The organism is Caballeronia sp. ATUFL_F2_KS9A, from assembly GCF_023630765.1.
Lineage (GTDB): Bacteria > Pseudomonadota > Gammaproteobacteria > Burkholderiales > Burkholderiaceae > Caballeronia > Caballeronia zhejiangensis.
The window spans coordinates 93,369-120,005 of sequence record NZ_JALQEK010000027.1 but is presented as its reverse complement, the minus strand read 5'-3'; the positions used below and the strand labels follow the sequence as shown (position 1 = coordinate 120,005).

At 63.8% G+C, this 26,637-nt stretch carries 34 protein-coding genes; 11 read left to right on the top strand and 23 right to left on the bottom strand.

Features of this window, described 5'->3' with window-relative positions:
- The first annotated feature begins 43 nt into the window (after nt 1-43).
- Nucleotides 44-469 carry a cupin domain-containing protein gene (locus NCS67_RS15465; protein WP_250435632.1) on the top strand — a complete coding sequence of 142 codons (426 nt, stop codon included), beginning with the start codon at nt 44-46 and terminating at the stop codon, nt 467-469.
- On the opposite strand, the gene NCS67_RS15460 is transcribed toward NCS67_RS15465, so the two are convergent.
- Entirely contained in the window at nt 466-960 is a 495-nt protein-coding gene (locus NCS67_RS15460) for an LEA/WHy family protein (protein ID WP_175979188.1), read from the bottom strand. The two genes, NCS67_RS15465 and NCS67_RS15460, sit on opposite strands and share 4 nt — an antisense overlap.
- 27 nt (nt 961-987) lie before the next feature.
- Complete coding sequence (locus NCS67_RS15455; RefSeq protein WP_008353661.1) at nt 988-1,503, bottom strand: metal-dependent hydrolase; 516 nt, start codon at nt 1,501-1,503, stop codon at nt 988-990.
- Between the two features lie 252 nt (nt 1,504-1,755).
- On the opposite strand from NCS67_RS15455, the gene NCS67_RS15450 reads away from it, so the two are divergent.
- Nucleotides 1,756-2,262 (top strand): M48 metallopeptidase family protein, encoded by a 507-nt coding sequence (locus NCS67_RS15450; protein ID WP_008353662.1) that lies wholly within the window; start codon nt 1,756-1,758, stop codon nt 2,260-2,262.
- Between the two features lie 16 nt (nt 2,263-2,278).
- On the opposite strand, the gene NCS67_RS15445 is transcribed toward NCS67_RS15450, so the two are convergent.
- The 5 genes from NCS67_RS15445 to nthA are packed head-to-tail and all read right to left on the bottom strand — an operon-like array spanning nt 2,279 to nt 5,492.
- Nucleotides 2,279-2,980 (bottom strand): 4'-phosphopantetheinyl transferase family protein, encoded by a 702-nt coding sequence (locus tag NCS67_RS15445; RefSeq protein WP_250435631.1) that lies wholly within the window; start codon nt 2,978-2,980, stop codon nt 2,279-2,281.
- Complete coding sequence (locus tag NCS67_RS15440; protein ID WP_008353665.1) at nt 2,977-3,363, bottom strand: tautomerase family protein; 387 nt, start codon at nt 3,361-3,363, stop codon at nt 2,977-2,979. The genes NCS67_RS15445 and NCS67_RS15440 overlap by 4 nt, the downstream gene beginning before the upstream one ends.
- Nucleotides 3,364-3,385: 22 nt before the next feature.
- A complete protein-coding gene (locus tag NCS67_RS15435) occupies nt 3,386-4,183 on the bottom strand; it encodes a nitrile hydratase accessory protein (protein WP_250435630.1) in 798 nt (265 codons plus the stop codon).
- Complete coding sequence (gene nthB / locus NCS67_RS15430; protein WP_175979185.1) at nt 4,180-4,842, bottom strand: nitrile hydratase subunit beta; 663 nt, start codon at nt 4,840-4,842, stop codon at nt 4,180-4,182. Before nthB ends, NCS67_RS15435 begins: the two co-directional genes overlap by 4 nt.
- The gene (gene nthA / locus NCS67_RS15425; RefSeq protein WP_250435629.1) at nt 4,839-5,492 is read right to left on the bottom strand and encodes a nitrile hydratase subunit alpha; all 654 of its coding nucleotides are present in this window, start codon (nt 5,490-5,492) and stop codon (nt 4,839-4,841) included. The genes nthB and nthA overlap by 4 nt, the downstream gene beginning before the upstream one ends.
- A gap of 124 nt (nt 5,493-5,616) precedes the next feature.
- Here nthA and NCS67_RS15420 point away from each other — a divergent pair, with 124 nt between their 5' ends.
- Complete coding sequence (locus NCS67_RS15420; protein ID WP_008353669.1) at nt 5,617-5,811, top strand: DUF1059 domain-containing protein; 195 nt, start codon at nt 5,617-5,619, stop codon at nt 5,809-5,811.
- A gap of 16 nt (nt 5,812-5,827) precedes the next feature.
- Here NCS67_RS15420 and NCS67_RS15415 read toward each other — a convergent pair whose 3' ends face one another.
- The 5 genes from NCS67_RS15415 to NCS67_RS15395 form a co-directional block, all read right to left on the bottom strand.
- A complete protein-coding gene (locus tag NCS67_RS15415; protein WP_502801858.1) occupies nt 5,828-6,721 on the bottom strand; it encodes a GNAT family N-acetyltransferase in 894 nt (297 codons plus the stop codon).
- A gap of 138 nt (nt 6,722-6,859) precedes the next feature.
- The gene (locus NCS67_RS15410; RefSeq protein ID WP_008353671.1) at nt 6,860-7,099 is read right to left on the bottom strand and encodes a hypothetical protein; all 240 of its coding nucleotides are present in this window, start codon (nt 7,097-7,099) and stop codon (nt 6,860-6,862) included.
- Nucleotides 7,100-7,394: 295 nt separating this feature from the next.
- Nucleotides 7,395-7,901, bottom strand: a complete 507-nt coding sequence (locus NCS67_RS15405) for a cupin domain-containing protein (protein ID WP_033537144.1) — start codon at nt 7,899-7,901, stop codon at nt 7,395-7,397.
- A 23-nt stretch (nt 7,902-7,924) separates the two neighbouring features.
- Complete coding sequence (locus tag NCS67_RS15400; protein ID WP_250435627.1) at nt 7,925-8,719, bottom strand: alpha/beta fold hydrolase; 795 nt, start codon at nt 8,717-8,719, stop codon at nt 7,925-7,927.
- Nucleotides 8,716-9,753 (bottom strand): M14 family zinc carboxypeptidase, encoded by a 1,038-nt coding sequence (locus NCS67_RS15395; RefSeq protein ID WP_250435625.1) that lies wholly within the window; start codon nt 9,751-9,753, stop codon nt 8,716-8,718. The genes NCS67_RS15400 and NCS67_RS15395 overlap by 4 nt, the downstream gene beginning before the upstream one ends.
- 209 nt (nt 9,754-9,962) lie before the next feature.
- Here NCS67_RS15395 and NCS67_RS15390 point away from each other — a divergent pair, with 209 nt between their 5' ends.
- The gene (locus tag NCS67_RS15390; RefSeq protein ID WP_033537146.1) at nt 9,963-10,214 is read left to right on the top strand and encodes a DUF4148 domain-containing protein; all 252 of its coding nucleotides are present in this window, start codon (nt 9,963-9,965) and stop codon (nt 10,212-10,214) included.
- An 11-nt stretch (nt 10,215-10,225) separates the two neighbouring features.
- Here NCS67_RS15390 and NCS67_RS15385 read toward each other — a convergent pair whose 3' ends face one another.
- The 4 genes from NCS67_RS15385 to NCS67_RS15370 all read right to left on the bottom strand — a co-directional run bounded on the left by NCS67_RS15385 (nt 10,226) and on the right by NCS67_RS15370 (nt 13,180).
- Nucleotides 10,226-11,407 (bottom strand): acyl-CoA dehydrogenase family protein, encoded by a 1,182-nt coding sequence (locus NCS67_RS15385; protein WP_250435624.1) that lies wholly within the window; start codon nt 11,405-11,407, stop codon nt 10,226-10,228.
- Between the two features lie 81 nt (nt 11,408-11,488).
- A complete protein-coding gene (locus tag NCS67_RS15380) occupies nt 11,489-11,869 on the bottom strand; it encodes a nucleotide pyrophosphohydrolase (RefSeq protein ID WP_008353680.1) in 381 nt (126 codons plus the stop codon).
- 73 nt (nt 11,870-11,942) lie between these two features.
- Nucleotides 11,943-12,923 carry a 2-dehydropantoate 2-reductase gene (locus NCS67_RS15375; RefSeq protein ID WP_250435623.1) on the bottom strand — a complete coding sequence of 327 codons (981 nt, stop codon included), beginning with the start codon at nt 12,921-12,923 and terminating at the stop codon, nt 11,943-11,945.
- A gap of 68 nt (nt 12,924-12,991) precedes the next feature.
- Complete coding sequence (locus NCS67_RS15370; RefSeq protein WP_008353682.1) at nt 12,992-13,180, bottom strand: DUF2970 domain-containing protein; 189 nt, start codon at nt 13,178-13,180, stop codon at nt 12,992-12,994.
- 318 nt (nt 13,181-13,498) lie between these two features.
- On the opposite strand from NCS67_RS15370, the gene NCS67_RS15365 reads away from it, so the two are divergent.
- The 5 genes from NCS67_RS15365 (at nt 13,499) to NCS67_RS15345 (ending at nt 16,451) form a co-directional block, all read left to right on the top strand.
- A complete protein-coding gene (locus NCS67_RS15365; protein ID WP_008353683.1) occupies nt 13,499-13,933 on the top strand; it encodes an Hsp20/alpha crystallin family protein in 435 nt (144 codons plus the stop codon).
- A 13-nt stretch (nt 13,934-13,946) separates the two neighbouring features.
- Nucleotides 13,947-14,351: an Hsp20/alpha crystallin family protein gene (locus NCS67_RS15360; protein WP_250435622.1), complete on the top strand. Its 405-nt coding sequence runs from the start codon at nt 13,947-13,949 to the stop codon at nt 14,349-14,351.
- A 179-nt stretch (nt 14,352-14,530) separates the two neighbouring features.
- Complete coding sequence (locus NCS67_RS15355; RefSeq protein WP_284504101.1) at nt 14,531-15,277, top strand: ABC transporter substrate-binding protein; 747 nt, start codon at nt 14,531-14,533, stop codon at nt 15,275-15,277.
- Between the two features lie 126 nt (nt 15,278-15,403).
- Entirely contained in the window at nt 15,404-16,000 is a 597-nt protein-coding gene (locus NCS67_RS15350; protein WP_250435620.1) for an H-NS histone family protein, read from the top strand.
- Between the two features lie 190 nt (nt 16,001-16,190).
- Nucleotides 16,191-16,451 carry a hypothetical protein gene (locus NCS67_RS15345; protein ID WP_250435619.1) on the top strand — a complete coding sequence of 87 codons (261 nt, stop codon included), beginning with the start codon at nt 16,191-16,193 and terminating at the stop codon, nt 16,449-16,451.
- Between the two features lie 45 nt (nt 16,452-16,496).
- Here NCS67_RS15345 and NCS67_RS15340 read toward each other — a convergent pair whose 3' ends face one another.
- The gene (locus tag NCS67_RS15340; RefSeq protein WP_250435618.1) at nt 16,497-17,912 is read right to left on the bottom strand and encodes an aminotransferase-like domain-containing protein; all 1,416 of its coding nucleotides are present in this window, start codon (nt 17,910-17,912) and stop codon (nt 16,497-16,499) included.
- Nucleotides 17,913-18,060: 148 nt separating this feature from the next.
- Between NCS67_RS15340 and aptA the strand changes: the two genes are divergently transcribed.
- Entirely contained in the window at nt 18,061-19,389 is a 1,329-nt protein-coding gene (aptA, locus tag NCS67_RS15335) for an omega-aminotransferase AptA (protein WP_250435617.1), read from the top strand.
- A gap of 54 nt (nt 19,390-19,443) precedes the next feature.
- On the opposite strand, the gene NCS67_RS15330 is transcribed toward aptA, so the two are convergent.
- The 5 genes from NCS67_RS15330 to NCS67_RS15310 all read right to left on the bottom strand — a co-directional run bounded on the left by NCS67_RS15330 (nt 19,444) and on the right by NCS67_RS15310 (nt 25,152).
- Nucleotides 19,444-19,893, bottom strand: coding sequence for a PaaI family thioesterase (locus NCS67_RS15330; protein ID WP_008353692.1), 450 nt, complete (start codon nt 19,891-19,893; stop codon nt 19,444-19,446).
- Nucleotides 19,890-21,353 carry an efflux transporter outer membrane subunit gene (locus NCS67_RS15325; RefSeq protein ID WP_250435616.1) on the bottom strand — a complete coding sequence of 488 codons (1,464 nt, stop codon included), beginning with the start codon at nt 21,351-21,353 and terminating at the stop codon, nt 19,890-19,892. Before NCS67_RS15325 ends, NCS67_RS15330 begins: the two co-directional genes overlap by 4 nt.
- A 27-nt stretch (nt 21,354-21,380) precedes the next feature.
- The gene (locus tag NCS67_RS15320; protein WP_175979173.1) at nt 21,381-22,955 is read right to left on the bottom strand and encodes a DHA2 family efflux MFS transporter permease subunit; all 1,575 of its coding nucleotides are present in this window, start codon (nt 22,953-22,955) and stop codon (nt 21,381-21,383) included.
- 11 nt (nt 22,956-22,966) lie between these two features.
- The gene (locus NCS67_RS15315) at nt 22,967-24,058 is read right to left on the bottom strand and encodes an HlyD family secretion protein (protein WP_250435614.1); all 1,092 of its coding nucleotides are present in this window, start codon (nt 24,056-24,058) and stop codon (nt 22,967-22,969) included.
- Between the two features lie 155 nt (nt 24,059-24,213).
- A complete protein-coding gene (locus NCS67_RS15310) occupies nt 24,214-25,152 on the bottom strand; it encodes a LysR family transcriptional regulator (RefSeq protein ID WP_033537151.1) in 939 nt (312 codons plus the stop codon).
- Between the two features lie 175 nt (nt 25,153-25,327).
- On the opposite strand from NCS67_RS15310, the gene NCS67_RS15305 reads away from it, so the two are divergent.
- Nucleotides 25,328-25,864: a carboxymuconolactone decarboxylase family protein gene (locus NCS67_RS15305; protein ID WP_008353697.1), complete on the top strand. Its 537-nt coding sequence runs from the start codon at nt 25,328-25,330 to the stop codon at nt 25,862-25,864.
- Here NCS67_RS15305 and NCS67_RS15300 read toward each other — a convergent pair.
- Nucleotides 25,861-26,634, bottom strand: coding sequence for a slipin family protein (locus NCS67_RS15300; RefSeq protein ID WP_175979171.1), 774 nt, complete (start codon nt 26,632-26,634; stop codon nt 25,861-25,863). The genes NCS67_RS15305 and NCS67_RS15300 overlap by 4 nt on opposite strands.
- Nucleotides 26,635-26,637: the final 3 nt, after the last annotated feature.

The window sequence follows — 26,637 nt, the reverse complement described above, 5'->3', positions numbered from 1 at the left end:
GACTATTGTCGATAGCTGAAGAGCGGCTCACGGAGGCATCGCCATGCAGGATTTCACTGAAGAGACAGCGCAGCAGACGGTCGTCACGGTGCGTCCGAAAGAGCAACCCGCGACGGTTCAGCATCTGCCGTATTTCGTCGGGCTGTCGGCGAAGACGGCGGGCACGCGCGGACTCGCGATGCATATCGTCGTCGTGCCGCCGGGCGGACGCGGCGAGCCGCACATCCACGTTGGCTACGAGACCGGCATCTACATACTCGAAGGACGCATCGAGACGCGCTATGGGCCGGGACTGGCGGAATCGGTCATCAACGAGCCGGGCGACTTCGTATTCATTCCGCCGGGCGTGCCGCATCAGCCGGTCAATCTGAGCGCGACGCAAGCAGCGCGCGCCGTGATCGCCCGCAACGACGCCAACGAGGCGGATCGCGTCGTGCCTTACGATCCGTGGGAGCCGTCCGCGCCCTAGTAGCCGGGCGCGCCCATGCCCGGCAGATCGACGTAACCGCTGTCGGCGAAGCGCGCGCCGCCGAACGCGCCGCCCGCGAGTTTGCCGCGCACCGCATACGACACCTTGCTGACGGTGTCGCCGCTCGCGAAGCCGAACGCCTGGCGCGCCATCGAGAATGCCGATACCGTCACCGGCACGGACAGCACCGTTTCGCCGAAACGCGGCACCGTTCCGCGCTGATCGCTGACGCCGCTCGCGAATGCGCGGCCGTTGAGATCGAGATCGAGCGCGACGCCATCGAAGTCGATCGGCGCGTCGTTCGGGTTCTGAATGCGCAGCTTCACGGCGAAACGCATCTCCAGCCCTTGCCCTTCGAGCGGCTCGATGCCCGCGACGCTCACGCGCATCGCGTCGCGATTGAAGAAGCCCGCGCAGCCGCCGAGCGCGAGCATCGCGAGAAAGGCGGCAAGGAAGAAAGCGAAGCGATTGCGCATGGGATTCGGTTGCATGAGAACGTGACTCCTCGCAATGTCGTGCTAGATATGTAGTGCGTTCAGCAGCATGCGGCCATAGACATGATGAAACCAGACATCGTCGACGACGAAAAGCGCTGCAGCCCACGCAGCCGCGACGATGATCAGATCGCAATGGCCGCTCGTCCATAGATTGAGCGAATGGCGCGCGGCGATCCAAGGCACGCCGAGCGGGTTCGGCCAGTCCGCGAAGAGATGCATGAGCCCGCCGCACGCGAAGCCGAACGCGACGGGCGCCGCCGGATGCCGGCCGAGAAAGTGATACGAAAGCGCGAGCAGCGCAACCCAGCCGATGCCCCAGTGCGTGAGCGTGCGATGCGTGATCCAGAGCTTGCGCGCGCGCGTCCACCACGCGACTTCGAGCCAGTCCGGCGCGGTCGCCCCGGCGACGCCCGCGAGCAGCGCGAAAACGCCCGCGAGCATGTTCGCGCCGCCCGCCGTGGCCGGATGCGTCACGATCGCCGCCGCGATGATGCCTGCCGCCCATCCCGTCGCATGATGAGCCTTGCTCGATGCCATGAAGAAACCGCCTTTGTCGCCCTTGCCCGAAGAGGGCGCATGTTCGCACGGTCGCTGGGGTCGAAACCGGCCTGAAACATAAACTTACGCAATTGCGTGCGTCGAAACACGCTTGTGCGAACGGCGTCGGCGAGGCCGCGCGGCGTTGACTAAAATGATTGCTGAATCGCTGCGCAAATCACGCTGCGGACGCTGCCCGATGCGTCCCACGCCCGCCTGCGCACGCAGGCATTTTTATCGAATTTGGCCGTCATGCAACACCTGAAATACCTGAGCGCCTACCCGAACGTGCTGCAGGACAAGGTTCGCCGACTGATCGCCCAGCAACAACTGGGTTCGTATCTCGACGCGCGCTATCCGAACAGGCACGCCGTTCAGTCCGATCGCGCGCTCTATGAATATTGCTCAGATCTGAAGCAGGAATTTCTGCGCGTCGCGCCTGCAATCGACAAAGTCTTCTACGACAGCAAGCTCGACGTGCTGCGTCACGCGCTCGGCCTGCACACCGCCATCTCGCGCGTGCAGGGCGCGAAGCTCAAGGCGAAGAAGGAAATCCGCATTGCGTCGCTTTTCAGGGACACCGCGCCCGAGTTTCTTCGGATGATCGTCGTGCATGAACTCGCGCATCTGAAGGAAAGCGATCACAACAAGGCCTTCTATCGCCTGTGCGAGTTGATGCAGCCCGGCTACCATCAGATCGAATTCGACTTGCGGCTTTATCTCACGCATCGCGACTTGCTCCGCACGAAAGTGGCGTGAGCGTCGCTGCGGCGCATCAATAGGACCAGGCTAGCGCGGCAGCGTATCCGTCGGGCGCGGTGAGCGAAATAGCGTCGAACGCGCCCGCGCCGCGCGTCACCGCATAGCGAACGTCCCTGCGCGGAAGAACTGAAAAGCCGTGCATCGCGACATCCGTGCTGCCGATGCCATCGCCGTGCGCCTTCAGCACCGCCTCTTTCGCCGTCCAGCAGTCGAAGAACGCGCGGTTTCGGGCGGCATCGTCGGGCAAGGCTTCGATTTCGCGCCGGTCGATATCCCCGAGCACCGCGGGCGCGAGATCGCGCCAATCGAACGTCGCGCGCGCTTCCTCGATATCGGCGCCCACGCGCCTTTCTCGCGACATCGCGATCAAGCCATAGCCGCCCGAATGCGACACGTTGAAATCCGGCGCGTTCCGGCGAACGAGAAACGGCCTGCCGCGATCGACGGCATCGAACGCGAGACGCGCGGGATCGTCGCCCGTTTCGGCCGCGAGCAGATGCCGCAGCGCGCAACGCACCGCGCCGAAACGCGCGCCATCCGCGTGACGCAGAAAACGCGCGGCGCGCGCGCGTTCATCCGCGTTCATCACGGCGTAGGCGGCGCTGTCGAGCGGCATCGAAAAATCGATATGAAGCAGCCACACGCGCACGTCGCCGGGCGCGTGATCGGGAAGCGGCATCGGGCGGACATTGAAGGGAATCGTTGCTTCGGTCATTTGGGAGCGTACTGCGCCTCGCCGTTGCCGAAGGACCAGTTCTCCTTCTTCACTTCGACGAGGCTGATGAAAACATCCTCGCGCCGCAGCTTGAGACGTTCGTGCAAGCCATCGGCGACCGCCTTGTAGAACGCGCTCTTTTTCGCGAGGTCGCGGCCTTCGTTGAGCGTGACCTGGATCACGACGCAATCGTCCGTGCGGCTGATGCCGAGATACGTGCGATCGACGATGAAGTCCGTCGCGCCGTGCTCCGCGACGATCTGAAACCGATCGTTCTCGGGCACGTCGAGTGTCGAGCGCATCGCGTCGTACACGACATCGCCGATAGTCGTGCGATACGCGCTGTCCTTGCCTTTCTGCAGATCGATGCGAACGAGCGGCATGGGTTTCTCCTGTTGGTTAGTTTCAGCGATGATCCGGATGCAGCAGCAATTCCGGCACGCCCGCGCGGTCGACATACACGACGGCGTTCTGCGCGAATTGCGTCATCAGCGTATCGGCGGTGTCGCGGGTCGCGCCGAGCGCGAAGAGGCTCGCTTCGGCCACCCAGACATGCTGCGGATCGACGCCCGCGCCCGGCAGCGCCTGCAATCCCATCTGTCCGACGCGTTCGATCAGCGCCCGCTGGCGCAGCGCATTTTCTTGCGGCGTGAGCACATGACCGAACGGATTGAACGCCGTGACGAACACCGCGCTTGCGACGCCATGCTTTTCGAGCAAGGCAACGACATCGCGATTCCCGACGCCGATCTTCATGTCGATGTCCGGCTGCGCTTCGATCCGATAGATCGCCGCGCGATACGCATCGAGCGTCGCGGCGGGCGATGCGCGCGTAAGCACGATCGGCTGGCCATGCGGCGTGGCGCGCGCGGCCTCGTCCCATTCGTCGCGCCGCTGCGCAAGCATCGCGTCGCTCACGCATCCCTTTTCGGCAGTGAGGCGTTCGAGCGCGCTGAGCCAATGCGCGTAATACGTGTCGCCGTGATCGGGATCGCCCGCCGCCTGCGCGTCCTCGATCGCGATGCTCAACGCGTGCGCCCACTCCTTCCAGGAGAACACGCCGCGCTCGTGCAACGCGAGCGTCATCGCGAACGCCTGCGCTTCCCACGGCGCGCGAAACACCGGACCGTCGCCGTCGAAAGGCAGTTCGGGCAACGCGGCGCGCAGTTCTTTCAGCTTCGATTCAGCGTCGGTCGAGGTCATTCGAGATACGGCTCCCAGCAATCGACACACACCGACGACGCGGTCGTGTCCGCGCCCCACAAGTCTTTCGCCTCGAAACGCACGGTGTAGAGCCATTGCGGATGCTCGCCGTGACCGAGCGCGTTTTCATCGGGAAAGACGTGCGTGCCGCGCACCGCGACGACGCGCCCGAGCTTGCCGCGGCAATAGCGCGGCAGACGCGTGTGCGTCGGCGGATTCATCAGTTTCGTGCGGACTTCATCACCGATGGAAAAGCGCGCCGCCGACGTAGCCGGACGATCGACCGGCGCACCGCGCAACAGCGCGGCGCTCACGTCCTCCGCTTTCAGCACGCGCACGTTCGGCTTCGCGGCGGATTGCGAACGGCCGCTCGCGATCTCATCGGCGCTCGCGAGTCCCTTCGCCGTCAAGAGTTTCTTCAAGCCTTCGAACCAGATTTCGTAATAGCTGCTGCCGAGATACTGCGCGGGCGGCAGGCTTTCGCGCGCGGCCCGGGACGTGTCGATGTTCCATTGGCCCGTCGCGCCCATCGCGAGCGTGACGGCCAGCACGCGGCGCTCCCATTCCGCGTGAAACGGCGATGCGCCCGGCGCGTCGCAGGCATCGATTTCGATGGGGCCGAACGCCTGCATGCCGCCCATGTCGTGCGCCGCGTTCATGCCGATGCTCCCGTTGCCTGCGACGGCGCGAGCGCGACGCCCGTGCCGATCATCGAATCGCGTGTGACGAGATCGGCGAGCGCGTCTTCGTCGAGATGATCGGTGTCGGCGGGACGCATCGGCACGACGAGATAGCGCACTTCGGCGGTGGAATCCCATACGCGCAACTCGACCTGTTCCGGCAATTCGACGCCGAAATCCCGCAGCACGCCGCGCGGATCGATCACCGCACGCGAGCGATACGGCGCCGACTTGTACCAGACCGGCGGCAGCCCGAGCACCGACCACGGGTAGCACGAGCACAGCGTGCAGACGACCATGTTATGTACGTCCTCCGTGTTCTCGAGCGCGACCATGTGCTCGCCTTGCCGGCCGGTGAAACCGAGCGAGGCGATGGCGGCGGTGGCATCGTCCAAAAGCCATGTGCGAAACGCGGGATCGCTCCACGCCTTCGCGACGACGCGCGCGCCATTGCGCGGCCCGACCTTGTGCTCGTAGGTTTCGATGAAGACGTCTAGCGCTCGCGGATCGATATACCCTTTTTCGACCAGCAGCGATTCGAGCGCGCGCACGCGCAGGTCCATCTCGGGCAATTCACTGCCGGCGTGATCGTGATCGTGGTCGTGATGGTGCGGATGATCGTGGCTCATGAGCGGGCTCGCGCGTGGCACAGACGTCACACGTTACCGGAGTGTGCGCGCGCGCGCAAACCTCGTCACCGTGACGCGGCGCGCCGCCTATACTGGATTCAGCGTCTCATGCGAGGAGGATGCCATGACACGCAAGTACATCGATTGTCGCGAGTGCCCGAGCGACGTGAAATGCAGCGTCGTCCTGTCCGCCGACAGCGAGGACGAGTTGATGGAAGCGGCCGTGCAGCATGCCGTCGCCGTCCATCAGCACACGGATTCGCCCGAACTGCGCTCGCAACTGAAGACCTTCTTCCACGACGGCACGCCGCCGGCCTGACCGGTCTTTGGCGTTCTCAGCCGAGCTCGAAGGTCGTTACACCGAAGACACGCGCGAGCGGCACGTCCGGGGCCGCACGCGTGTACATGCGCGCCGTTTCGAAGACGCTCGTCATGTCGTGTTCGACCGCGAGCGCCACCGCCGCAGGATTGATCTCGGGCACGTCGAGGAACACGGTCTCGCCGGGCAGCACGGAAACGAGCCCACGATACAGCGCGCGCGCCGTGCTCAGATCGTCGGCGAAGAGCGGACCGATCTTGTGGCCCGCGCCGCAACGCCGGATCAGGGCGAGGCCGCTCACCGCGTCGCCATCGAGCGCGGCGAGTGCGCGCGCGTGCGCCTGCGGTTGCGACAGCCACGCTCGCAGGAACGCGGTGCGCTCGCACGCGAACACGCGGGTGTCGTAATCGAGAAGCCGCGCGAAGGGGATGTTCAGCGCATCGGTGATCGTGGCTCCATCGGCAGGATCTTCATCCGCCGATGCGATGCCTTCATAGCGCACGTTGCGATACGCCAGCACGAAGCCGGATTTCCGATAGTTGGGCTGCTGCGCGAGCACGCCGTCGAGCCCGATAGTGCGCGCGCCGAGATACGCCATGCCTTCGTTCCACAAGCGCATGCCGAAGCCCTTGCCGCGCCATTCCGGAACCACGATATAGAGGCCGATGAAACCGAACGCATCGCCGTATGCGACCGCCGAGATGCAGCCGACCGGCGCGCCGTCCCACGTGCCGACGAAAAATCCGTGCGGATCGGCGGCGAAGAACGAGCGGGCGTCGTCGAGACCGGGATTCCATCCTTCGGTCGCGGCCCATTCGAGCGCGATGTCGACAGCGCGCGGCGTCATGCGGCGTATTGCGAAACGGGGATCGTCGGGTGTCGCGTGCGAGGGACAGGGAACGGACGGCATGGGACGCGCCTTGTCGGAATGCGGATGCGTTCAGTGTCGCGCGTTTCCGGTGCAGGCGAAAGATGCAGCGAGGCGTGGGTGCAACGAGGGGAAAAAAGAACGGTGGGACGATAACGGGGCGAGCGTGTGCCGCCCCGATCAGGAATACCCTTGACGCCGCTCGCTGCGGCTGAAACTCTGGCGCGAGCGCCAGTCTTCCGAGCGCAGGACGTGTTCGCCGTCCTCGCGTGCCTCTTCCTCGGATCCGAAGCCTTCGTCGCTATACGCGACGACCTTCATTCCGCCTCCCGCCGCTCGCTCGACGGTGATGCCCCAATGCCACCCTCCTTCCTGATGAAAGACGTGCAGCGTCGGTTGCGACGATGTGGTCAGTTCCATATGTGCGGCTCCCTCAGGCTGACGACCGTAATGCTTACCGGCCCGCCCGATGAAACGCTCTGTGCTTGCCGGCGTTTGATTGTTCGTGTCGATGCTCGAATGCGTGCGGCGGCGGCCTGTGCCACCTGCCAGGAACAGCATACGCAATGGGATGCTGCGTTGCAACACGAGATTTCCCCTATGCGTCGCGCGAAACGCACGTCCGTTACATGAGCTAACAGGAAATTCGTGACGGTTACATGGATGAAGCATGGAAGGCGGCGACGACGGTGTTCGCCATCCGCCTGCTGCATTTCTATTCGCCGTCCCAGTAGTGCAGCGAATCGCTTGCGCGAAACACGGCGCGCAAGCCCTTCACGCCCGGCTCGTCGGCGACAAGCACGGCCTGGCGGCCCGTATCCGGATACTCGACCACTTCGGGCGATTGCATCGTGCTGACCGCAAGGTAGCGCAACGGTTGCGCGCCCGTGTTGACGATCTGATGCGCCGTCGATGCATCGCCCGGCGGGCAGGCGATGACGTCGCCCGCGCGAATCGCATGCGTCTCCTGGCCGATGCGGACTTCGCCCTCGCCTTCCACCACGAAGAACATCTCCTCGTTCACGCGATGATGATGAAACGGAAACGCGCGCTTGCCCGCTTCGAGCACGATGAGGCTATAGCCGAGCTTCCTCGCGCCGAGCATGCCGCCGATACGCGCGATGCGCGGCGCGTAACGTTCGGCGGCGGCGCCCGTCGGCGCGAATTCCGGCGGCAGCGGTTGCGGTTCGAGCGCATCGAGATTGATGATGGGCGGTTTCATATTGACCTTGAAACAAATGGGTGTCATGCACTCGTCACGGAAACGTCACGCGTGCGCTTGCGCTCGTCGAGCCACGCGGCGATGGCTGCGCACGTCCAGTTGGCATCGTCGTGAGGCAGATCGTGGCCCGCCCACGGATGCACCGCGTGCGAGGCACGCCATTGCGCCGCGATGCGCAGCGAGCATATCGGATCGACGAGCCGGTCCGCCGCCGACGATAGCAGCAATACGGGACATGGCGGTGCATCGACGCGCGCGCGAAAGCGCGCCGCCGCCGCGAGTTGACGCAGCGCGTTCGCCGCGCTCGCGCCACGCGTGCGCCGAAGATGCGCCCAGTGCGCGATATCCGCGTCACGCGTGTCGATACGATTGCACGTCAGCGCGTGGATGAGCGTTTCGCATCGCTCGGGCAGCGTCCACGTCATCGCGATTCGCGCGAGCATCGGCCACGCATTGGGACGCAGGCGTTCGGACACGCCCGCGAACGGGCGCATGCTGGTGTTGATCAGCACGAGCCGCTCGATCTCGTCGGGATGATGTTCGGCCCACGCAGTGGCGACCATCGCGCCGAGCGACATCGCAAGCACGCGGCACGGCATGCGTATGTTCAGCGCGGCGGCGCGCTCGCGAACGAACGCCATCATCCTGACGACGGAAAGCGGCGCCCCATGCGCGCGTTCGACGCCATTGCCCGGCAGATCGATGCATATCGCGCGCTCGCCCGCGCCTGCGAGCCCATGCGCGGCGAGCGCCGCATCGAACGCGCCCCAGTGACGCGCTTCACGCGTGAGGCCGCGCAGAAGGATCCACTGGCTCATCGCAGGGCCGTGCGTTGCCAGTGCTCGCGCGCGCGCCGCAGCACGTCCTCGCGGAATTCGCCGCTCGGCAGCCAGCGACGCGACGAGAACGCCGCGCGCGTGAGGAAATCGAAGAAGTTCGGATGACGCCGCAGCACGCGCCTCGTCCGGTGCGCCTTGATCGGATTGAAGATGCCGAGGCGCGAGAAAAGCTGCATCGGATTCTTTCGAATCCAGCGCCACGAGCCGAGTTCGAGCGTCATCGGAAGGAAGATGTTGGGTGCGCGCGAGCGGTCATACGCGAAATCCCACAGATCGCCGTGCAGCAGGTATTGATGACTCTGCGGCTCGAACGCGTAGCCATGATGCGGATACGACTCCTCGAACATCGTCTTCAGCAGAAACATTTCCGGCAGATGCGCGATTTGCCGCTCGGTGCGCGCGTAGGGAAACCAGATGCTGTCGTCCCAGCCGAAGCCCGAATGACAATCGAGCGCGAAGCTCAACGGCCGCGACATCAACTGTTCCTCGACAACGGAAAGCAGCGCCGCGCTCTCCACTTCCATGCGGCCATCGGCCGGGCCGCGATACCACGGCAGCCACGGCCCGATGCGCTGTCCGCCCGCGAGAAACGGCACGCGTCCTTCGGCGCTTTGCGGCGCGTTGCGCATCAGATCGACGCCATTCGGATTCGCGCGGGTGCGCGCGAACATGCCGCCGGGATTGACGATCGGCATGAAGATGAGCCGCACCGCGCGCAGTTGATGATGCAGCGTGTCGTCCCATTCGAGCCGTCGCAACAGCGCGCGCATGTATTCGAGGACGAGTTGCGTGCCGATGCATTCGAGCCCATGCACGCCGCCGAAAAAGCCGATGGCGGGCGCTTGCGGATCGTCCGAGCCGATCGCCGCGGTCAGGATCGGAAACATATGCCCGCGTGCGCGCACTTCGCCGATCGTGTGCCACGCGAAGCGCGCGCCGCCCGCGATGCGAATCGCTTTCAGTTCGTCCATCTCCGGAAAACTGCTGCTGATGGCAACGCTCGACGTGCTCATGACTGGGCCTGTTTGTCGTGTATTCGTTGGCTCAGGCTATGGTTCTATGAATCGCCGGAACGCCCCGCCCGAAGAAATCGAGTATAGGGCGGTTCGTCAGCACACGACATATGAAACGCGACGCGCCGAACGCGAACAACGTGTTCTGCGCGTTTTCGTTCCGTCACCTAGAATGAAATCGCCGTGCTACGCGGTGTGAGGTATTCGTCATGACATCCATTTCCCGCATCATCCTCGGCGCGCTCGCTTTGTGCTGCGCCGCGTCCGCGCTCGCGCAACCGCCGGCGCAAACCACCGATCCGAACGCGCCGAAAACGCGCGACCAGGTCCGGCAGGAATTTCTGCTGTGGCGCTCGGTCGGCTACGATCCGAACGACTGGCTGGACTACCCGGACAACGCGATGCGCGCGAGCCGCATCATCGCGCAACGGCAGGCTCGCGGCGAAACCCGCGTGCAGTAAGCGCGCATTCGTCAGGCCGATTCGCCGCGCGGCTTCGGCCCGCGCAGGATGCGCCGCGCGATGCTCCATCGATGCACTTCCGACGGACCGTCGTAGATACGGAACGCGCGCATATCCGCGAAAATCCGCGCGACGACGGTTTCGTGCGTGACGCCCTGCCCGCCGAGCACCTGCACCGAGCGGTCGACGACCCGCCACAGCGCCTCCGACGACACCACTTTCGCGATGCTCGATTCGTGCTTGCCGAGCACGCCCTGATCGAGCACCCACGCGCAATGCCTGATGGCGAGACGCGTGACGTGCAGATCCATTTCGTTATCGGCGAGCATGAAGCCGACGCCTTCGTGCTCGCCCAATGCCTTGCCGAACGCCTGACGCTGCCGCGCATGCGCCGTCGCGACATCGTGCGCGCGCCGCGCGGCGCCGAGCCAGCGCATGCAGTGCGTGAGACGCGCCGGCGATAGCCGCACCTGCGCGTAGCGAAATCCTTCGCCCGGCTCGCCCAATACGTTTTCCTTCGGCACGCGCAGGCCCTCGAAGCGCACGACGCCGTGGCCGCCGGGAAAGCACGTATCGAGCGAATCCATCGCGCGCTCGATCACGATGCCGGGGCTCGACATATCGGCGAGGAACATCGTCGCGGGACCGTCGGCGAACTTCGCCATGATGATCGCGACCGCCGCGCCTTCCGCGCCCGTGATGAACCATTTGCGTCCGTCGATCACGTAGTCGTCGCCGTCCTGCACGGCGATGGTCTGCAGCATCGCCGGATCGGCGCCCGCACCCGGCGGCGGCTCGGTCATGCAGAAACACGAGCGAATCTCGCCCGCCGCGAGCGGACGCAGCCAGCGCTCCTTTTGCTGCGGCGTAGCGATGGCTTCGAGCAGATGCATGTTCCCTTCGTCGGGCGCGGCGATGTTCAGCGCGACCGGACCGAGCGGCGAATAGCCCGCCTCCTCGAACAGAATGGCTTTCGCGACGTGATTCAGGCCCAGGCCGCCGAATTCGGGCGATACGTGGCTCGACAACAGCTTCGCCGCGCGCCCTTTCGCGATCAACTCGGCGCGCAGCGCTTCGTTCGGGCCATGCGGCGTGCAACGCGGATCGCGCTCGAACGGCACGATCTCTTCAGCGATGAAAGCGCGCACGCGCGCCTGCAGATCGGTCAACTCCGGAGAAAGCGAAAAGTCCATCGACAATCCTCTAAGGGAACGGGCTGAACGCCAAGCTTAACCGCGCGGGCGCATCGTGCGCCAGTGACGTTCGTCCGGGTGTCAGTCGTCGTACTCCGTGTACTTGCGCGCGTCGCCCTTCACTTTGTGCGCCGGATATTTCGACCGGTTCAGCGCCATCTTCTCGATCAGCGCGCGATGCAGATCGACGTCGAGGGAGTCGGCGAGCATCACGAGATAGGCGAGCACGTCCGCCATTTCGTGGCGAATGGCTTGCAGCTTCGATTCGTCGAGTTCGGTTCTGTCGCCGGTGGCGAGCCACGTGAACGGTTCGAGCAACTCGCTCGCTTCCACCGACAACGCCGCAGCCAGATTCTTCGGCGAATGAAAGCGGCTCCAGTCCCGCTCGCGGACGAACTCGCGCAGCATGTCGCGCATTGCGACGAGCTCGCTCGCGGTTTCCCGCTGATCCTGTTGCTCCATGGGGTTCCTCTGAAGATGTCGGGTGTGCGCGAAGGTGCTGCCTTCGCCGGACAGAGTGGCGCGGTGAGCCGGCTTAGGCCGGATAGAGCCTGAGCGTGCGCGCATGCAGGCGTGCGAGCCCGAGAAGCGCATCGGTGAACGGCGTCGGCACGCCGGTCATCGCGCCCAACTCGCGCACGGACGCGACGAGCGCATCGAGCTCGACCGCCTTGCCCGCCTGAACGTCCTGCAACATCGACGTTTTCATCGCGCCGAGCTTGAGCGTCACGGCGTGGCGATCCTCGGGCTTTTGTTCGATGGGAATGCCGAAGCGCGCGCCGATTTCCTTCGCTTCGAGCATCACGTTCGTGACGAAGCCGCGCACGAGATCGTCGCTGAGAATGCGGTCGGTGGTCGCGCCGGTGATCGCGCTGATGGGGTTCATCGTCATGTTGCCCCATAGCTTGAACCAGACGTCGCGTTGAATCTGCGCGGAGAGCGTGGCGTCGAAGCCCGCCTTCGAGAAGAGCGAAACGAGCGATTCGGTGCGTGCGGTCGGTGCGCCCGTCGCCTCGCCCAGAATCAGCCCCTTGCCCTGATGATGCCGGATGACGCCCGGCGCTTCTACGAAGCAACTCGCGTGCACGACGCAACCGACCGTCTGCGTGCCCGGAATCGCCGCGGCGATCTTGCCTTGCGGATCGACGGACGAAAGACGTTTGCCGGTGAACGGTTCGCCAAGGCCGTCGCAGAACCACCAGGGCACGCCGTTCATCGCGGTCAGCACGGGGGTTTGATTCGACAGCAGCGGCGCGATATGCGCGGCGACGGATTCCATCGCGGGCGCCTTCACTGCAACCACGACGAGATCCTGCACGCCGAGATCAGCGGGTTCGGCGCTCGCCGCGACCTTCACGACATGCGTGGCGTCCTTTTCGACGAGCCGCAACCCTTCCGTCTTCAGCGCATCGAGCGTCGCGCCGCGCGCGACCACGCTGACATCGCAGCCCGCCTGCGCGAGCTTCACGCCGATCCATCCGCCGATGGCGCCCGCGCCATAAACGCATACTTTCATCGTTCCCGTCCTCGCTCGTGGCAATCATCCGATCGCCATTGTAAGAGCGGGACGGCGCGCTCGTGCGTTCAGTGCGCGATGCCCGTGGCGAGCTTCGCCACCGTCAGCAGCGTCAGGCCGAATGCGCCCGCGAGCATCACGGCGATGACCGGCAATAGCGGCAACCTGACCTGCGCGAAGTCTGCGTTGTGCGAAGCGCGCTTGCGCACGCCGAAAAAGCTCCAAAGCACGATGCGCAACATCTTCAAGAGTTCCATGAGCGGCTCCTTCGCCTGAATCCGTATCGATCTTTCACGCGATGATGATGCCGGCTCCATGAGATGAAAAACAGCAGCAGTTGCGCTGTATTCGACGGTAGCAGAACGACCTGCAAGAAGCGCATTCGGACGGATGTAAGCGCGCTTCGGCTTCTTTCAAGAGCCGCCCGGAGAAAAAAAATTGCGCTTGAAACATAGCGCGGCGGTATTGAAACGATAGCCTTCGCACCTACTTTCGATGCACTGACGGCGATAACCGCGTCGTCGATTCAACTTCCTGTTGCAGGCCGCGCTGGCCGCACTATCGGAGACTGGACCATGAGTGACTTTTATTTCAGCGGCGACGTTTTCTCTGAACTGGACCGCATGCAGCGGCAGATGTCCTCGCTCTTCGGCAATCTTCCTTCGAGCATGCGTTCGAGCCGCGCGGATGCTTTCCCGCGTCTGAACATCGGCAGCACGGACGATGCGATTCATATCGTCGCGTTCGCGCCGGGCGTCGAGCCTGCATCGCTCGATGTGACCGTCGATAAAGGCACGCTCACCATTAGCGGCGAACGCAAGGCGCAGGCAACGGTGGAAGGCGCGCGCACGTATGCGAAAGAGCGCTTCACCGGCAGCTTCCGCCGCGTGATCGAACTGCCGCAAAACGCGGACGCGGACAAGGTCGAAGCGCGCTATGAGAACGGCACGTTGTCCATCACCATCGGCAAGCGCGAAGCATCGAAGCCGCGTGCGATCACCATTCAGTAAGAGGAAGCACATCATGACCGAGAACACTCAAGTCGCCGCGCAAAACACGAACGACGCTGCGCGCAAGAACGAAGACAATGCACGCCGCGCAACGGTCACACCCGCGGTCGATATCGTCGAGGATAGCAATGGCATCACGCTGTGGGCCGATCTGCCCGGCGTCTCGCGCGAGAAGCTCGACGTGAAGGTGCACGATGCGCGCCTCACCATCGAAGCCGAAGCAGCATTGCCTGTGCCGGGCACGGTGCGCGTGCATCATGCCGAACTGCGCGCGCCGCGTTTCGTACGCGCCTTCACGGTGAGCGAAGACTTCGACACGACGAAGATCGACGCGAATCTCAGCAATGGCGTGCTGAGACTCACGATTCCGCGTCGCGAGCAAGCGCGTCCGCGCCGCGTCGAAGTACGCGCGGGTTAAGCATCGGAAAAGTTATCAGTTTTGTCTCGAGCGGCCGTGATTTTTCGCGGCCGCTTTTTCTTTTGCACTGCGCGCACGCCTCTATAATCTTCAACGGCGGTCTAATTCGCCAACCATTCGAATACTCATAGAAAGAAGGGACTATCGTGAAGAGGCTGGTAACGGTGTTGTTGGGTTCGATGCTTGCCGTATCGATCGGAGCGCATGCAAAAGAGTGGTCGACTATCCGCTTCGGCGTCGATGCGAGTTATCCGCCTTTCGAATCGAAAGCGCCCGACGGCACGCTGGTCGGCTTCGATATCGATGTCGGCAATGAACTATGCCGGCGTCTCAGCGCGAAATGCGTATGGGTCGAAAATGCATTCGACGGCATGATTCCCGGCCTCAAATCGCGCAAGTTCGACGGCGTGCTCTCCACGATGTCGATGACGCCCGCGCGCGTCAAGCAGATCGCGTTCTCCAGCAAGCTCTTTCACGTGCCCACGCGCCTCGTCGCCAAACGCGATGCGAACATCCGGCCGACGGCGGAATCGCTCGCGGGAAAAGCTGTCGGCGTCGAGCAAGGCTCGATGCAGGAAACGTATGCGAAGGTGCATTGGGGCGCGAAAGGCGTGAAGGTCGTGTCTTATGCGGATCAGGATCAGGTTTATCAGGATCTGCTCGCCGGACGGCTCGATGCGTCCCTGCAAAACGCGGTGCAAGCCGAACGCGGCTTTCTCGAGACGCCGCGCGGCAAGCCCTACGGTTTCGCGGGCGGCGCGCTGGAAGACAGTGCGATCTTCGGTCCGGGCACGGCAATCGGCCTGCGCAAGGAAGATACGGACCTGAAGGATAAGCTCGACGGCGCCATCGCCGCGATGATCAAGGATGGCACGTATAAGCGCATCGAACAGAAGTACTTCGACTTCGATATCTACGGCGAGTGATTTGGAATACGTTGCCCGCGAACGATCCATCCAATGCGGATAACTTCGTGCGCGGGCGGCGAGGTTATCCCGCTTGCTTCGCTCTCGCCTAGACTCACATACATAACCGACAACAAGGAGACAACGATGGCGACGCTCAAGCAGATGCAGGCGAAGTTGAAGAAGCTCCAGGCGCAGACCGAGAAGCTGATCGCGAAACGCGCGCAAGCCGTACTCGACGATATTCGCGCGCTGATGGAAAGGCACGGCCTCACGACCGCGGATATCGACCGTCACGGCAAGAAGGCCAAACGCGCGGGCAAGCCGCAGGTCGCGTACCCCGCGCCCGCCGGCCGTCACGAAGCGATGACCAAGCTCGCGAAGAAGGGCAAGCTGCCCGCGAAGTATCGCAATCCGAAGACGGGTGAAACGTGGAGCGGCTGGGCGCGCCCGCCCGCGTGGATCGCGAACGTGAAGGATCGCAGCAAGTTTCTGATCGATGCGGAAAGTGCGGAGAACGCGGTCAAACCGAAGGCTGTAGCGAGGAAAGCGGCGGCGAAAAAAACTGCTGCGAAGAAGAAAGCAGCGGCGCCGGCAGCAAGGAAATCCGTCGCGGCGAAACCGGCAGTGAAACCGGCGGTGAAGCGCAGCGCGCCCCGCAAACGCGCGGCAAAAGCCGCATTGCCGGAACAAGGCGGTGCCGAAACATCGCCATCCACGACAACGGGCGATGCTTCCGTATGAAACCCTGACGTCATCCCATTGTTTGAGATCGACGAAAACTCAATTGGCTTTTCGTGCGATTAAAAAAAGGCTCAGTCCTTCTACACTGCGTTCACATGTCGGGGGCGTTTCGTAGCAACGATTCGCTTCTCCGATTGCAGTTGTCGCTTCAGACAACCGCATCTCCTCATATCTTCGTTGGAGCGTCCTCGTGAACAAGCGACTCGTAGTGGGCTTTGCTATTGCATTGACTTCTCTTTTCGCCGGCTCGGCATTTGCAAGCGGTTATGGACCGGCGCCGCATTATCGTCCCGATGTCGGTGCGCCGGCTTCGCAGCATGGCGTCAGCGCGCAGACCTTCGCTGCGGAAGAAGCCGCACAAGGACGCGGCGATTTCGGCAATACGGAACGCACCGCGCAGATTCAACGCGGGCAAGTTTCGGCTTCCGCTTCTTCGCAAGTGGCGCAATAAATATCCGATTAACGGACACGATGATTTCACTTTGTAGTGTCCGTTTTAAAAGCCTTTTATCGTTCTTTCCAGAAATGTCCAAAGCGCATCGTCCACGGAATAAGGGACGTTGAATCGAAAACATGCGCTTTGAGCATCGTCCGGACGGAAATAAGAGCCGGGCGCGAGCCATATGCCGTGCTGCAATGCGCGTGTCGCGACGTCGCTTCCATCCGCCGGATCGATCGGCAACGCGCCCCACAGGAAAAGCCCCGCGCGCGGACGCCGGAACAATTCGACGCCCAGCGCATCCATGCGTTCTTCGACGAGCGCATGCGCATCCTTGAGCTTTTCCACGACGAATTCGACATGCCGCGCGTAGCGCCCTTCCGTCAGCACTTTCTCGACGATGCGCTCCGTCGCCTCCGATGACGTCAGCCCGACCGCCATCTTCGTGCGCGCCAGTTCGCGCAATACGTCGCGCTCGGCGATGACATAACCGCAGCGCAACGCGGGCGTGATCGTCTTCGCGAAACCGCCGACGTAGAGCACGCGGCTGAGCCCTTCCATGGCGGCGAGCAACGGCGCGCCGGGCGCGGCGAGCTCGCGGTTCACATCGTCCTCGACGACCCACAGGCCGTGCCGCTCCGCAATCTGCATCAGCCGAAACGCCGACGCCATGCCGAAGGTCGCGCCCGTCGGATTCTGCAAGGTCGTGTTGAGAAAGACCGCTTTCGGTCGATGCTCGACGACGATGCGCTCGAACACATCGGTATCGACACCGGCCGCCGTGCGTGGCACGCCATGCACCTGCAAACCCGCGAGCCGCAGAATCTGCAGCAGATTGCAGTAGCCCGGATCTTCGACGACGACCGCATCGCCCGGACGCAGCAGCGTGCGCACGATGAGATCGAGCGCCTGCGTCGCGCCCGCGGTCAGCAGCACGTTCGATGCGGCGTCGATCGGCAAGCCGTGGCGGTCCATCTGCTCCGCGATCCGCTCGCGCAGCGGCGCGAAGCCGTACGGATGCCCGTAATCCGCGATGCGCGCCGCCGGTACGCGGCTCACCGCGCGCAACGCGTGCTGCAGACCGCTCTCGTTGACCCATTCGTTCGGCAGCCAGCCGCAGCCCGATTTGATCGGCACGGAATGATCGGCGAATACGTCCGACAAAAGCCACGTTGCGGTGAGGCTCGGCGGCTGCCATTCGATGGCGCGCACGCGCTCGCTGCGTCCGCGTATTGCCACGCGATAACCCGATCCGCGCCGCGCCGTGACGAGGCCCATCGACACGAGCCTGCCATACGCTTCCGTCACCGTGAATGTGCTGAGACTTTCGGCTTCGGCAAGACGCCGCACCGATGGCAGAAGCGCGCCCTCGCGCAACGTCTGCTCCTCGATCGCCGAGGAGAACGCGCGCACGATTTGTTCGACGAGCGTCGGCGCCTGCCGCGCGCCGCGCTCCAGCTTGAGTTCGATCATGGCGTCGAGAATAACGCGGAGAAAGTCCGCCGGCCAATACAGTTTGCAGCATTCTGCCAGCACAGTTGGCAGCGCAGTGAAGCAACTGTCTATGCCTTGCAATTTTGCCGGGGAATACAGTGGCCGTACTTCTTCAGGAGACCCCGTGATGACCGCTCGCCCCGTGATCGAAGACCTCTCGTCGTTCTGGATGCCGTTCACCGCCAATCGCCAGTTCAAGGCCGCGCCGCGCATGCTCGACAGCGCCAAGGGCATGTACTACCGCTCGACCGATGGCCGCGAAGTGCTCGACGGCACGGCCGGACTGTGGTGCGTGAACGCAGGCCATTGCCGCGACGAGATCGTCGATGCGGTGCAAAAGGCACTTTCGACGCTCGATTTCGCGCCGACCTTCCAGATGGGCCATCCGCTCGCATTCGAAGCGGCTTCCAAAGTCGCGAGCCTGATGCCCGAAGGCCTCGACCGCATCTTCTTCACGAACTCGGGCTCCGAGTCGGTCGATACGGCGCTCAAGATCGCGCTGGCGTATCACCGCGCGCGCGGCGAAGGCCAGCGCACGCGTCTGATCGGCCGTGAGCGCGGCTATCACGGCGTCGGCTTCGGCGGCATTTCGGTCGGCGGCATCGCGCCGAATCGCAAGACGTTCTCGGGCGCGCTGCTGCCGTCGGTCGATCATCTGCCGCATACGCACGATCTCGCGCACAACGCATTCACGAAGGGCCAGCCCGCGTGGGGCGATCATCTCGCCGATGACCTCGAGCGCATCGTCGCGCTGCACGATCCGTCGACGATCGCCGCCGTGATCGTCGAGCCGCTCGCCGGTTCGACAGGCGTGCTCGTGCCGCCGCAAGGCTATCTGCAAAAGCTGCGCGATATCTGCACGAAGTACGGCATTCTTCTGATCTTCGACGAAGTCATCACCGGCTTCGGACGCTTGGGTAAAGCGACGGCCAGCGAATACTTCGGCGTAACGCCCGACCTCATCACGATGGCCAAGGCCATCAACAACGCGACCATTCCGATGGGCGCCGTCGCCGCGCATCGCAACGTGCACGACACGGTCGTCAACGCGGGCGCGGCCAACGCCATCGAACTGTTCCATGGCTACACCTATTCGGCGCACCCGGTCGCGACCGCAGCGGCCATCGCGACGCTCGATCTGTATCAGCGCGACAAGCTGTTCGAGCGCGCGGCATCGAAGGCCGCGAAGTTCGAAAGCGCCGCACACGCGCTGCGCGATGCGCCGTTCGTGAAGGACATTCGCAATCTTGGCCTCGTCGCGGGCATCGAGCTCGATCCGCGCGAAGGCGCACCCGGCGCGCGCGCGTATGAAGTGTTCGTCAAGTGCTTCGAGGCGGGCGTGCTCGTGCGCTACACCGGCGATATCCTCGCGTTCTCACCGCCGCTCATCATCGAAGACGATCAGATCGATCAGATCTTCGCGACGGTGCGAAAGGCGCTGGAAAGCGTGAAATAAGCGGCTTTTGCGGTTGCTCGCGGCCCGGCTTCCTGCGATGGAAAGCCGGGCTTTTTATCGCTCCATGACAAGCAACGTAGATGTCGCCGATGCGAACAATCTGCCGCTCGCGTCCTTGAGCGTCGCTTCGGCGAACGCGGCGCGCCGTCCGATCGACAGCACGCGTCCTTCCGCGCGCAACACGCCCGAGTCGCGCGTGAGCGCCTTGTGATACGCGACCTTCAGTTCGAGCGTCGTGTACGCCTGCGTCGCGGTCAGGCATGAATGCACCGAGCAGCCGCACGCGGAATCGAGCAGCGTCGCCGCATAGCCGCCGTGCACGGTGCCGATCGGGTTATACGCGTGATCGCCGGGGACGCCCGCGAACACTGCCCTGCCCGCTTCCACTTCGATGAAATCGAAATCCAGCGATACCAGAATGCCCGGCTTGCGCCCGCTTGCGATCAACCTGCGCAATTGCGCGAGACCGTCGAGGCCGGCGGCGGTTTCTTCGATCAAACTCATTTCGGCGTCTCCGTTTTATCGCTGGCGGTCTTGATCGCATCGTCGTCGCCGGCCGCGCTCCAACCGCCGCCGAGCGAGCGATAAAGCGCCACCGCGGCAAGCGCGTGTTCGCGCTTCGATTGATTCAGCGCATCGGCATCGCGCAGATACGATTGTTGCGCGTCGAGCACATCGAGAAAGCTGGCCGCGCCGCCCTTGTACAACTGCGTCGACAGCGTGAGCGATTGACCGGATGCCGAGAGCGCTTCGGTGAGACGCGCGGTCGATTCGGTCGTGCTGACGAGATCGCTGCGCGTATCCTCGACATCCTTCAGCGCTTCGAGCATCGTCTGACGCAGATGCAGTTCCGACTCGCGCATCCGGCTCTCGTTCTGCTCGACCTGCGCCGTGATGCGTCCGGCGTTGAAGATCGGGCTCGTCGCGTTGAGCGCGGCGGAAAAGAGGTTATCGGTCAGCGTCGGCAAGCCGAGATACGATGAGGCGAGCAAGCCATCCGACAAGCGCAGCGAGAACTTCGGATAACGCTCGGCACGCGCGACGCCCACTTCCGCCGCGCGCTGCTGAACGGTCGCATACGCGACGAGCACATCGGGGCGGCGCAACAAGGCATCGGACGGCAACATCTGCGGCGCGCCGCTGGCGGGAACGGGAATCACGGGCGCGTCGCCCGCATCCGCGAGCATCAGCCTGTCGATGGATTCCGGCGTGCGGCCCGAATACACCGCGATCAGACTCAGCTGATGCTGGATCGTCGATTGCGTGCGCGGGATGCGCGATTGCAGGTCGCTCAACTGATTCTGCGCACGCGCGACATCGAGCTGAGTCGACAGACCGTATTGCAGGCGTCGTTGCGTGAGTTTCAACGCGCGTTCGCGAATCTGCAGATTGTCTTGCAGGATCTTCGATTCCGCCTGCGCCCAGCGAAGGTCGACATACGCAGCGGCCGTATCCGCGGCGAGCGCGAGCCTGATCTGATCCGCGGCGTGTTCGCGGCCGACGAGCTGCGCCTGCGATGCCAGCAGTTCCAGCCGCTCGCCGCCGAACACGTCCGGCGTCCAGCTCAGCGCGAGGCCGAAGCCCGCCTGCTTCACATAGCCGAGCGGCGGCGGCGTGTTCTGCCGCGTGTACGCGCCGCCCGCGCTCGCATCCAGTTGCGGGAGCAAGGCCGCGCGGCGTTGCGTCGTGAGCGCTTGCGCCTGCTTCACGCGCTCGACGGCGGCTTGAACATCGAGGTTATCGTTCAGCACCGACGCGACGAGTTCATGCATCACCGGATCGTTGAACTGATTCCACCATGCAGCGGGATCGACGGCCTGTCTCGGCACATCGACGCTCCAGTCCGTGGGCGCGGTCGCGTTGACCGTCGCGGGAAGATCGGCGTGCGTGGCGGGCTGCACCGCGCACGCGGCGAGCGTCAGCGCGGTCACGCCGGAAAGTATTGCGACGAGAAGTTTCTTCATGATCGAAGCATCCAGATAAGGCCCGGTTCAATGCGCGTCGGACGAAGGCGGCGCGCTCGTGATCGGCTTGGCGAACATCACCGTCATCAGGCCGAAGAGGAAACACAGCGCGAGCACGTAGAAGCAATCGGCGAAGGTCAGCACGAGCGCCTCGCGCATCACGAGCGCGTGCAGCGATGCCAGCCCCGCTTGCGACGCGTTCAACGCATCGCCGGCGACGGAAGCGAGATGCGCCGAACTGCGCGCGATCATGTCGTCGACGACCGGCCGGCCAATCGTCACGCTCTCGTTCAGATGCAGGTAATGCAGATTGAGGCGATCGTTGAGCATCGTCGCGCTCACCGCGATGCCGATTGCGCCGCCGAGATTGCGCATCAGATTGAACAGCCCGCTCGCCGATTTGAGCCGCGATGGCGGAAGCGAACCGAGCGCCATCGTCACGATGGGCGGTACCGCGAATTGCTGGCCGATGCCGCGCAGCGCCTGCGGCAGCAGGAACTGTTGCCAGCCCCAGTCGTGCGTCAGCGGCGTATAGAAGTAACAGCCCGCGCCGAAGCAGATCAGACCGAATGCGAGCAGCACGCGCATGTCGATGAAGCGCGACGCGAACCCGTACACGCCGATGGAAAGCAGTTGAAAACAGCCGACGGAAAGCAGCGCGAGACCCGTATGCAGCGAATCGAAGCCACGCACGCGCGCAAGGAACACGGGCGTCAGAAACACCGACACGAAGATGCCGATGCCCGTCACGAACGAAAGCAGACTGCCGATCGCGAAGTTGCGCACCGCGAGCGCACGCAGATCGACGATCGGATCCTTCGCCGTGAACGCATGCACGAGGAACAGGAAGCCGCAGATCCCCGAAATCCACGCACAGACGATGATGACGTCGTCGCCGAACCAGTTCTTGCGCGGCCCTTCTTCGAGCACGTATTCCAGACAGCCGAGAAAGCCCGACATCAGCACGATGCCGATGTAATCGCCCTTCTTCAGCAGCGAAACATTGGGCTCGTCGACGTGCACGTACTTCGGCACGAGCAACGCGACGACGAGACCCGGCACCACGTTCAGATAGAAGAGCCAGTGCCACGACCATTGATCGGTGATCCATCCGCCGATCACCGGTCCGACTGCGGGCGCGAGCGACGCCAGCGCGCCGATAGTTGTAGATGCAATCAATCGCTGCTTGCCGGGGAACAGCACGAAGGCGGTCGTGAAGACGGTCGGGATCATCGCGGCGCCGAGCGCGCCTTGCAGTCCGCGAAAGAGGATCATCGAATTGATGTCCCACGCCATGCCGCACAACATGCTCGTGAGCGTGAAGCCGATTGCCGATGCGACGAACAGCCAGCGCGTGGAGAACACTTTCGAGAGCCAGCCCGACATCGGAATGACGAGAATTTCGGCAATCAGATACGACGTCTGCACCCACGACAGCTCGTCCTGGCTCGCCGACAATCCGCCGCCGATATCCTTGAGCGACGACGCGACGATCTGGATATCGAGCGTCGCCATGAAGAAGCCGAGGCACATCAGCGCGAAGGCGAACACGCGTTGCCGTATCGGCTGGCTCGCGGGATCGGAAGGAATGGTGTGTGTCATCGCCGCGCTCCTCAGCCGTTCGACTGCTTCGCGAGATGCACCTTCACCGTCGCCGACAAGCCCGGACGCAGCACCGTTTCCATGCCCTTCGGCACATCGAGGCGGATGCGAACCGGCACCCGCTGCACGATCTTCGTGAAGTTGCCCGTCGCGTTCTCGGCGGGCAGCACGCTGAAGGTCGCGCCGGTCGCGGGCGCGAGACTTTCGACGTGACCGGTGAGCGGCACGCTCGATGCGTCGAGTTCGACGTCGGCTTCGTCGCCCGCGCGCATCTTCTTCAACTGATCTTCCTTGAAGTTCGCATCGACCCAAAGGCCCGTCGACGGAACGATGGTCAGCAGCGATGTGCCCACGTTCGCGAGCACGCCCACGCGCGCCGTGCGATTGCCGACATAGCCATCGACCGGCGAGCGGATCGTCGTGTATTCGACGTTCAGCTCCGCGACACGACGTGCCGCTTCCGCTGTCGCGACGCGCGCCTGCGCATCGGCGATCTGCGCTTCGATCACGCTCAACTGACGCTTGGCCGCGACGAGCGACGCGCCGCTGCGATCCACCGCCGCCTGCGCCTTCGTGTAGTCCGCGTCCGCGCGCTCGACGATCTGGTTCGACACCGCATCGTCCTTCACGAGTTCGCGATAGCGCGAACGGTCCTGCCCGGTGCGCGTGAGTTCCGCCGACGACGCGCGCACTTCCGCCTGCTGCTGGTTGATGACGGCCGCCTGCAGCGCGTCCTTCGCCTGCAACTCGACCACCGCCGCGCGCGCGCCCGACAATTCGGCGTCGGCTTGAGCGAGGCGCGCATCGTAATCGCGGGCGTCGAGGCGGATCAGCACTTGCCCCGCCTTAACGGACTGATTGTCCTGCACGAGCACGTCGGTGACGAAACCGTTCACCTTCGGCGCGAGGACGGTGACATCGCCGCCGACGTAGGCATCGTCGGTCGTCTGAATGAAGCGCAGCACGAGCGCCCAGTACGTGGCCGCCGCGATCAGCACGAGCCCGACCAGGCCAAGCGCGAGCAGCATCCAGGGAATCTTGCGCGCGGGCCGCGCGAGCGCCGGCGCCGCTACCGAAGGAATATTCGTCGTAGGAGTCGTCATCTGCGATGAGTGCATATGCACAATTAAGTTTGAAGGAAGGCTTGAATCGATTGCCCGTCATAGCCCGGAAGACTAGTTGTGCATATGCACCAAGTCAACCGTCACGGCGCGCATGAATGAATGACGCAGACGGAAAGAATCGCGCCGAGCCTGTGCTACAAGGCGCGAAGACGGTTTGCCGGCGCGTCGGGACGCAGGCTCCCGTCGGCGCAGAAGCGCACGGCATGCTCGACGAACGCGCGCACCTTGGCCGGCAACAGCGCGCGCGTGCTGTACGCGATCCGGATTTCGATCGCGGAATCGACGCGCTCGTAGGCGTCGAGCAGCGTGACGAGCCGCCCCGACGCGACCTCGTCGGCCACGAGCGCCGTCGGCAACACGCCGATGCCGAAGCCCTGCAAGGCCATCTCGCGATTGAACACCGCACTGTTCGACGTGATGTCGTGACTGAGCGGCACGCGCAGTTCCTCGCCGCCGATGCGGAACGTGAGCGCCGGCTTGCGGATCGACGGCGACATCGGCACGAAAACATGATCGGCGAGTTCGGACGGATGGCGCGGCGCGGGACGTTGCGCGAGATACGCGGGGCTCGCGACGAGCACGAGCGGAATGGTTTCCAGCAGGCGCGTGACGGCGGTATCGGTCGATAGCATGAACGGCAGCACGATGGCGAGATCGTAGCCTTCGCCGACGAGATCGATGGGTCGCTCCGTCAGCGTCACGTCGAGGCGCACATGCGGATGCGCGCGCCTGAAGCTCGCGACGAGCGGCGCGTAGCGGCTCATCATCACGGTCGTGTGCGAGACGAGCCGCAACAGGCCGGTCGCTTCGCTCGCGCGGTTCGACGCGCGCTCTTCCATCGCCTGCAATTCGTCGAGCAGACGCGAGCAGTCGGCGAAGAAGCGCTCGGCGGTTTCCGTCAGCGAGATCTGCCGCGTCGTGCGATTGAAGAGCCGGCTGCCGAGGCGGTCTTCGAGGCCGGCGATGGCACGCGATACGACGGGCGGCGACAAGCCGAGTATGTCGGCCGCACGCGCGAAGCTCTTCGCTTCGACCACCGTGCAAAACACCTTCAGGCTCGTCAGATAGTCCATGTGCGCGTTCGCGATGCGTGCGGAAGCCCCGATCATGGCACGAAGCCGCCGCATTCGCACGATGAGACGATCGCGCGGTTTTACGAGCCGCGCGAGCATTCACGCGAAAGACGCACGCGCCTAAAGTTCAACCCATGCCATCCACATGGCCAACCACCGAACGAAGGAGCACACCATGTCACGTCTTTCCCAAATCAACGTCAACGAAGCAACGGGCGTCACCGCCGATCTTTTCGCCGCGATCAAGAAGGCCGCGGGCAAGGTGCCGAACGCTTACGCGACCATCGGCACGCATAGCCCGGCCGCGCTCGGCGCAGCGCTCAACGGCGATGCGATTCTCGCGAAGAGCAGCCTCGACAAGGCCGATGTCGAAGCGATCAAGCTCGCCGTCAGCGAACTCGCGGGCTGTGATTACTGTGCCGCCGCGCATACGCTCGTCGGCAAGATGGTCGGGCTGTCGCAGAAGGAAACGCAGCAAATTCGCGCGGGCGAAGCGACCGGCAATGCAAAGCGCGATGCGCTCGTGCGCTTCGTGCGGCATGTCGCGGGCACGACCGGCACGATCGACGCGGCGCGTCTTACCGAAGTGCGCGAAGCGGGCTATTCGGAAGCGCAAGTCATCGACACGCTGTTTGCGATGAGCGTCATCAATTTCACGAACCTCGTGAACCGCGTGAACGACACGGTGATCGACTTCCCTGCTCTCGTCTAAGTTTGCGTCGAGCCTTTGGTCAGCCGGTCGATGACGGAACTCACGAGATCGACCGGCACCGGAAAGACGATCGTCGAGTTCTTGTCGCCGGCGATCGACGTGAGCGTTTGCAGATAGCGCAACTGCATCGCCTGCGGCTGCTGCGCGAGCATCTGCGCAGCTTGCAGCAGCTTCTCCGATGCCTGCAATTCGCCTTCCGCATGGATGATCTTCGCGCGCCGCTCGCGCTCCGCTTCGGCCTGGCGGGCGATCGCGCGGATCATCGTTTCGTTGATGTCGACGTCCTTGATCTCGACGTTCGATACCTTGATGCCCCATGCGTCCGTCTGCGAATCGAGCACGCGCTGGATGTCGGTATTGAGGCGCTCGCGCTCGGACAGCAACTCGTCGAGCTCGTGCTTGCCGAGAATCGCGCGCAACGTCGTTTGTGCGAGCTGGCTCGTTGCTTCGAGAAAACGCGCGACCTGAATCACCGCCTTCTCCGGATCGACGACGCGAAAGTACACGACCGCATTCACCTTCACCGACACGTTGTCGCGCGTGATGACGTCCTGCGGCGGCACGTCGAACACGACGGTGCGCAAGTCCATTCGCACGACCTGCTGCACGACCGGAATGATGAGCACGAGCCCCGGCCCTTTCACCTTCCAGAAGCGCCCGAGCATGAACACGACGCCGCGCTCGTACTCGCGAAAAATACGCACCGCCGACGCGACGATGAAGATGACGAACGCAATGACAATGCCGCTGAAACCGAAGGTAAGCCCCATTTT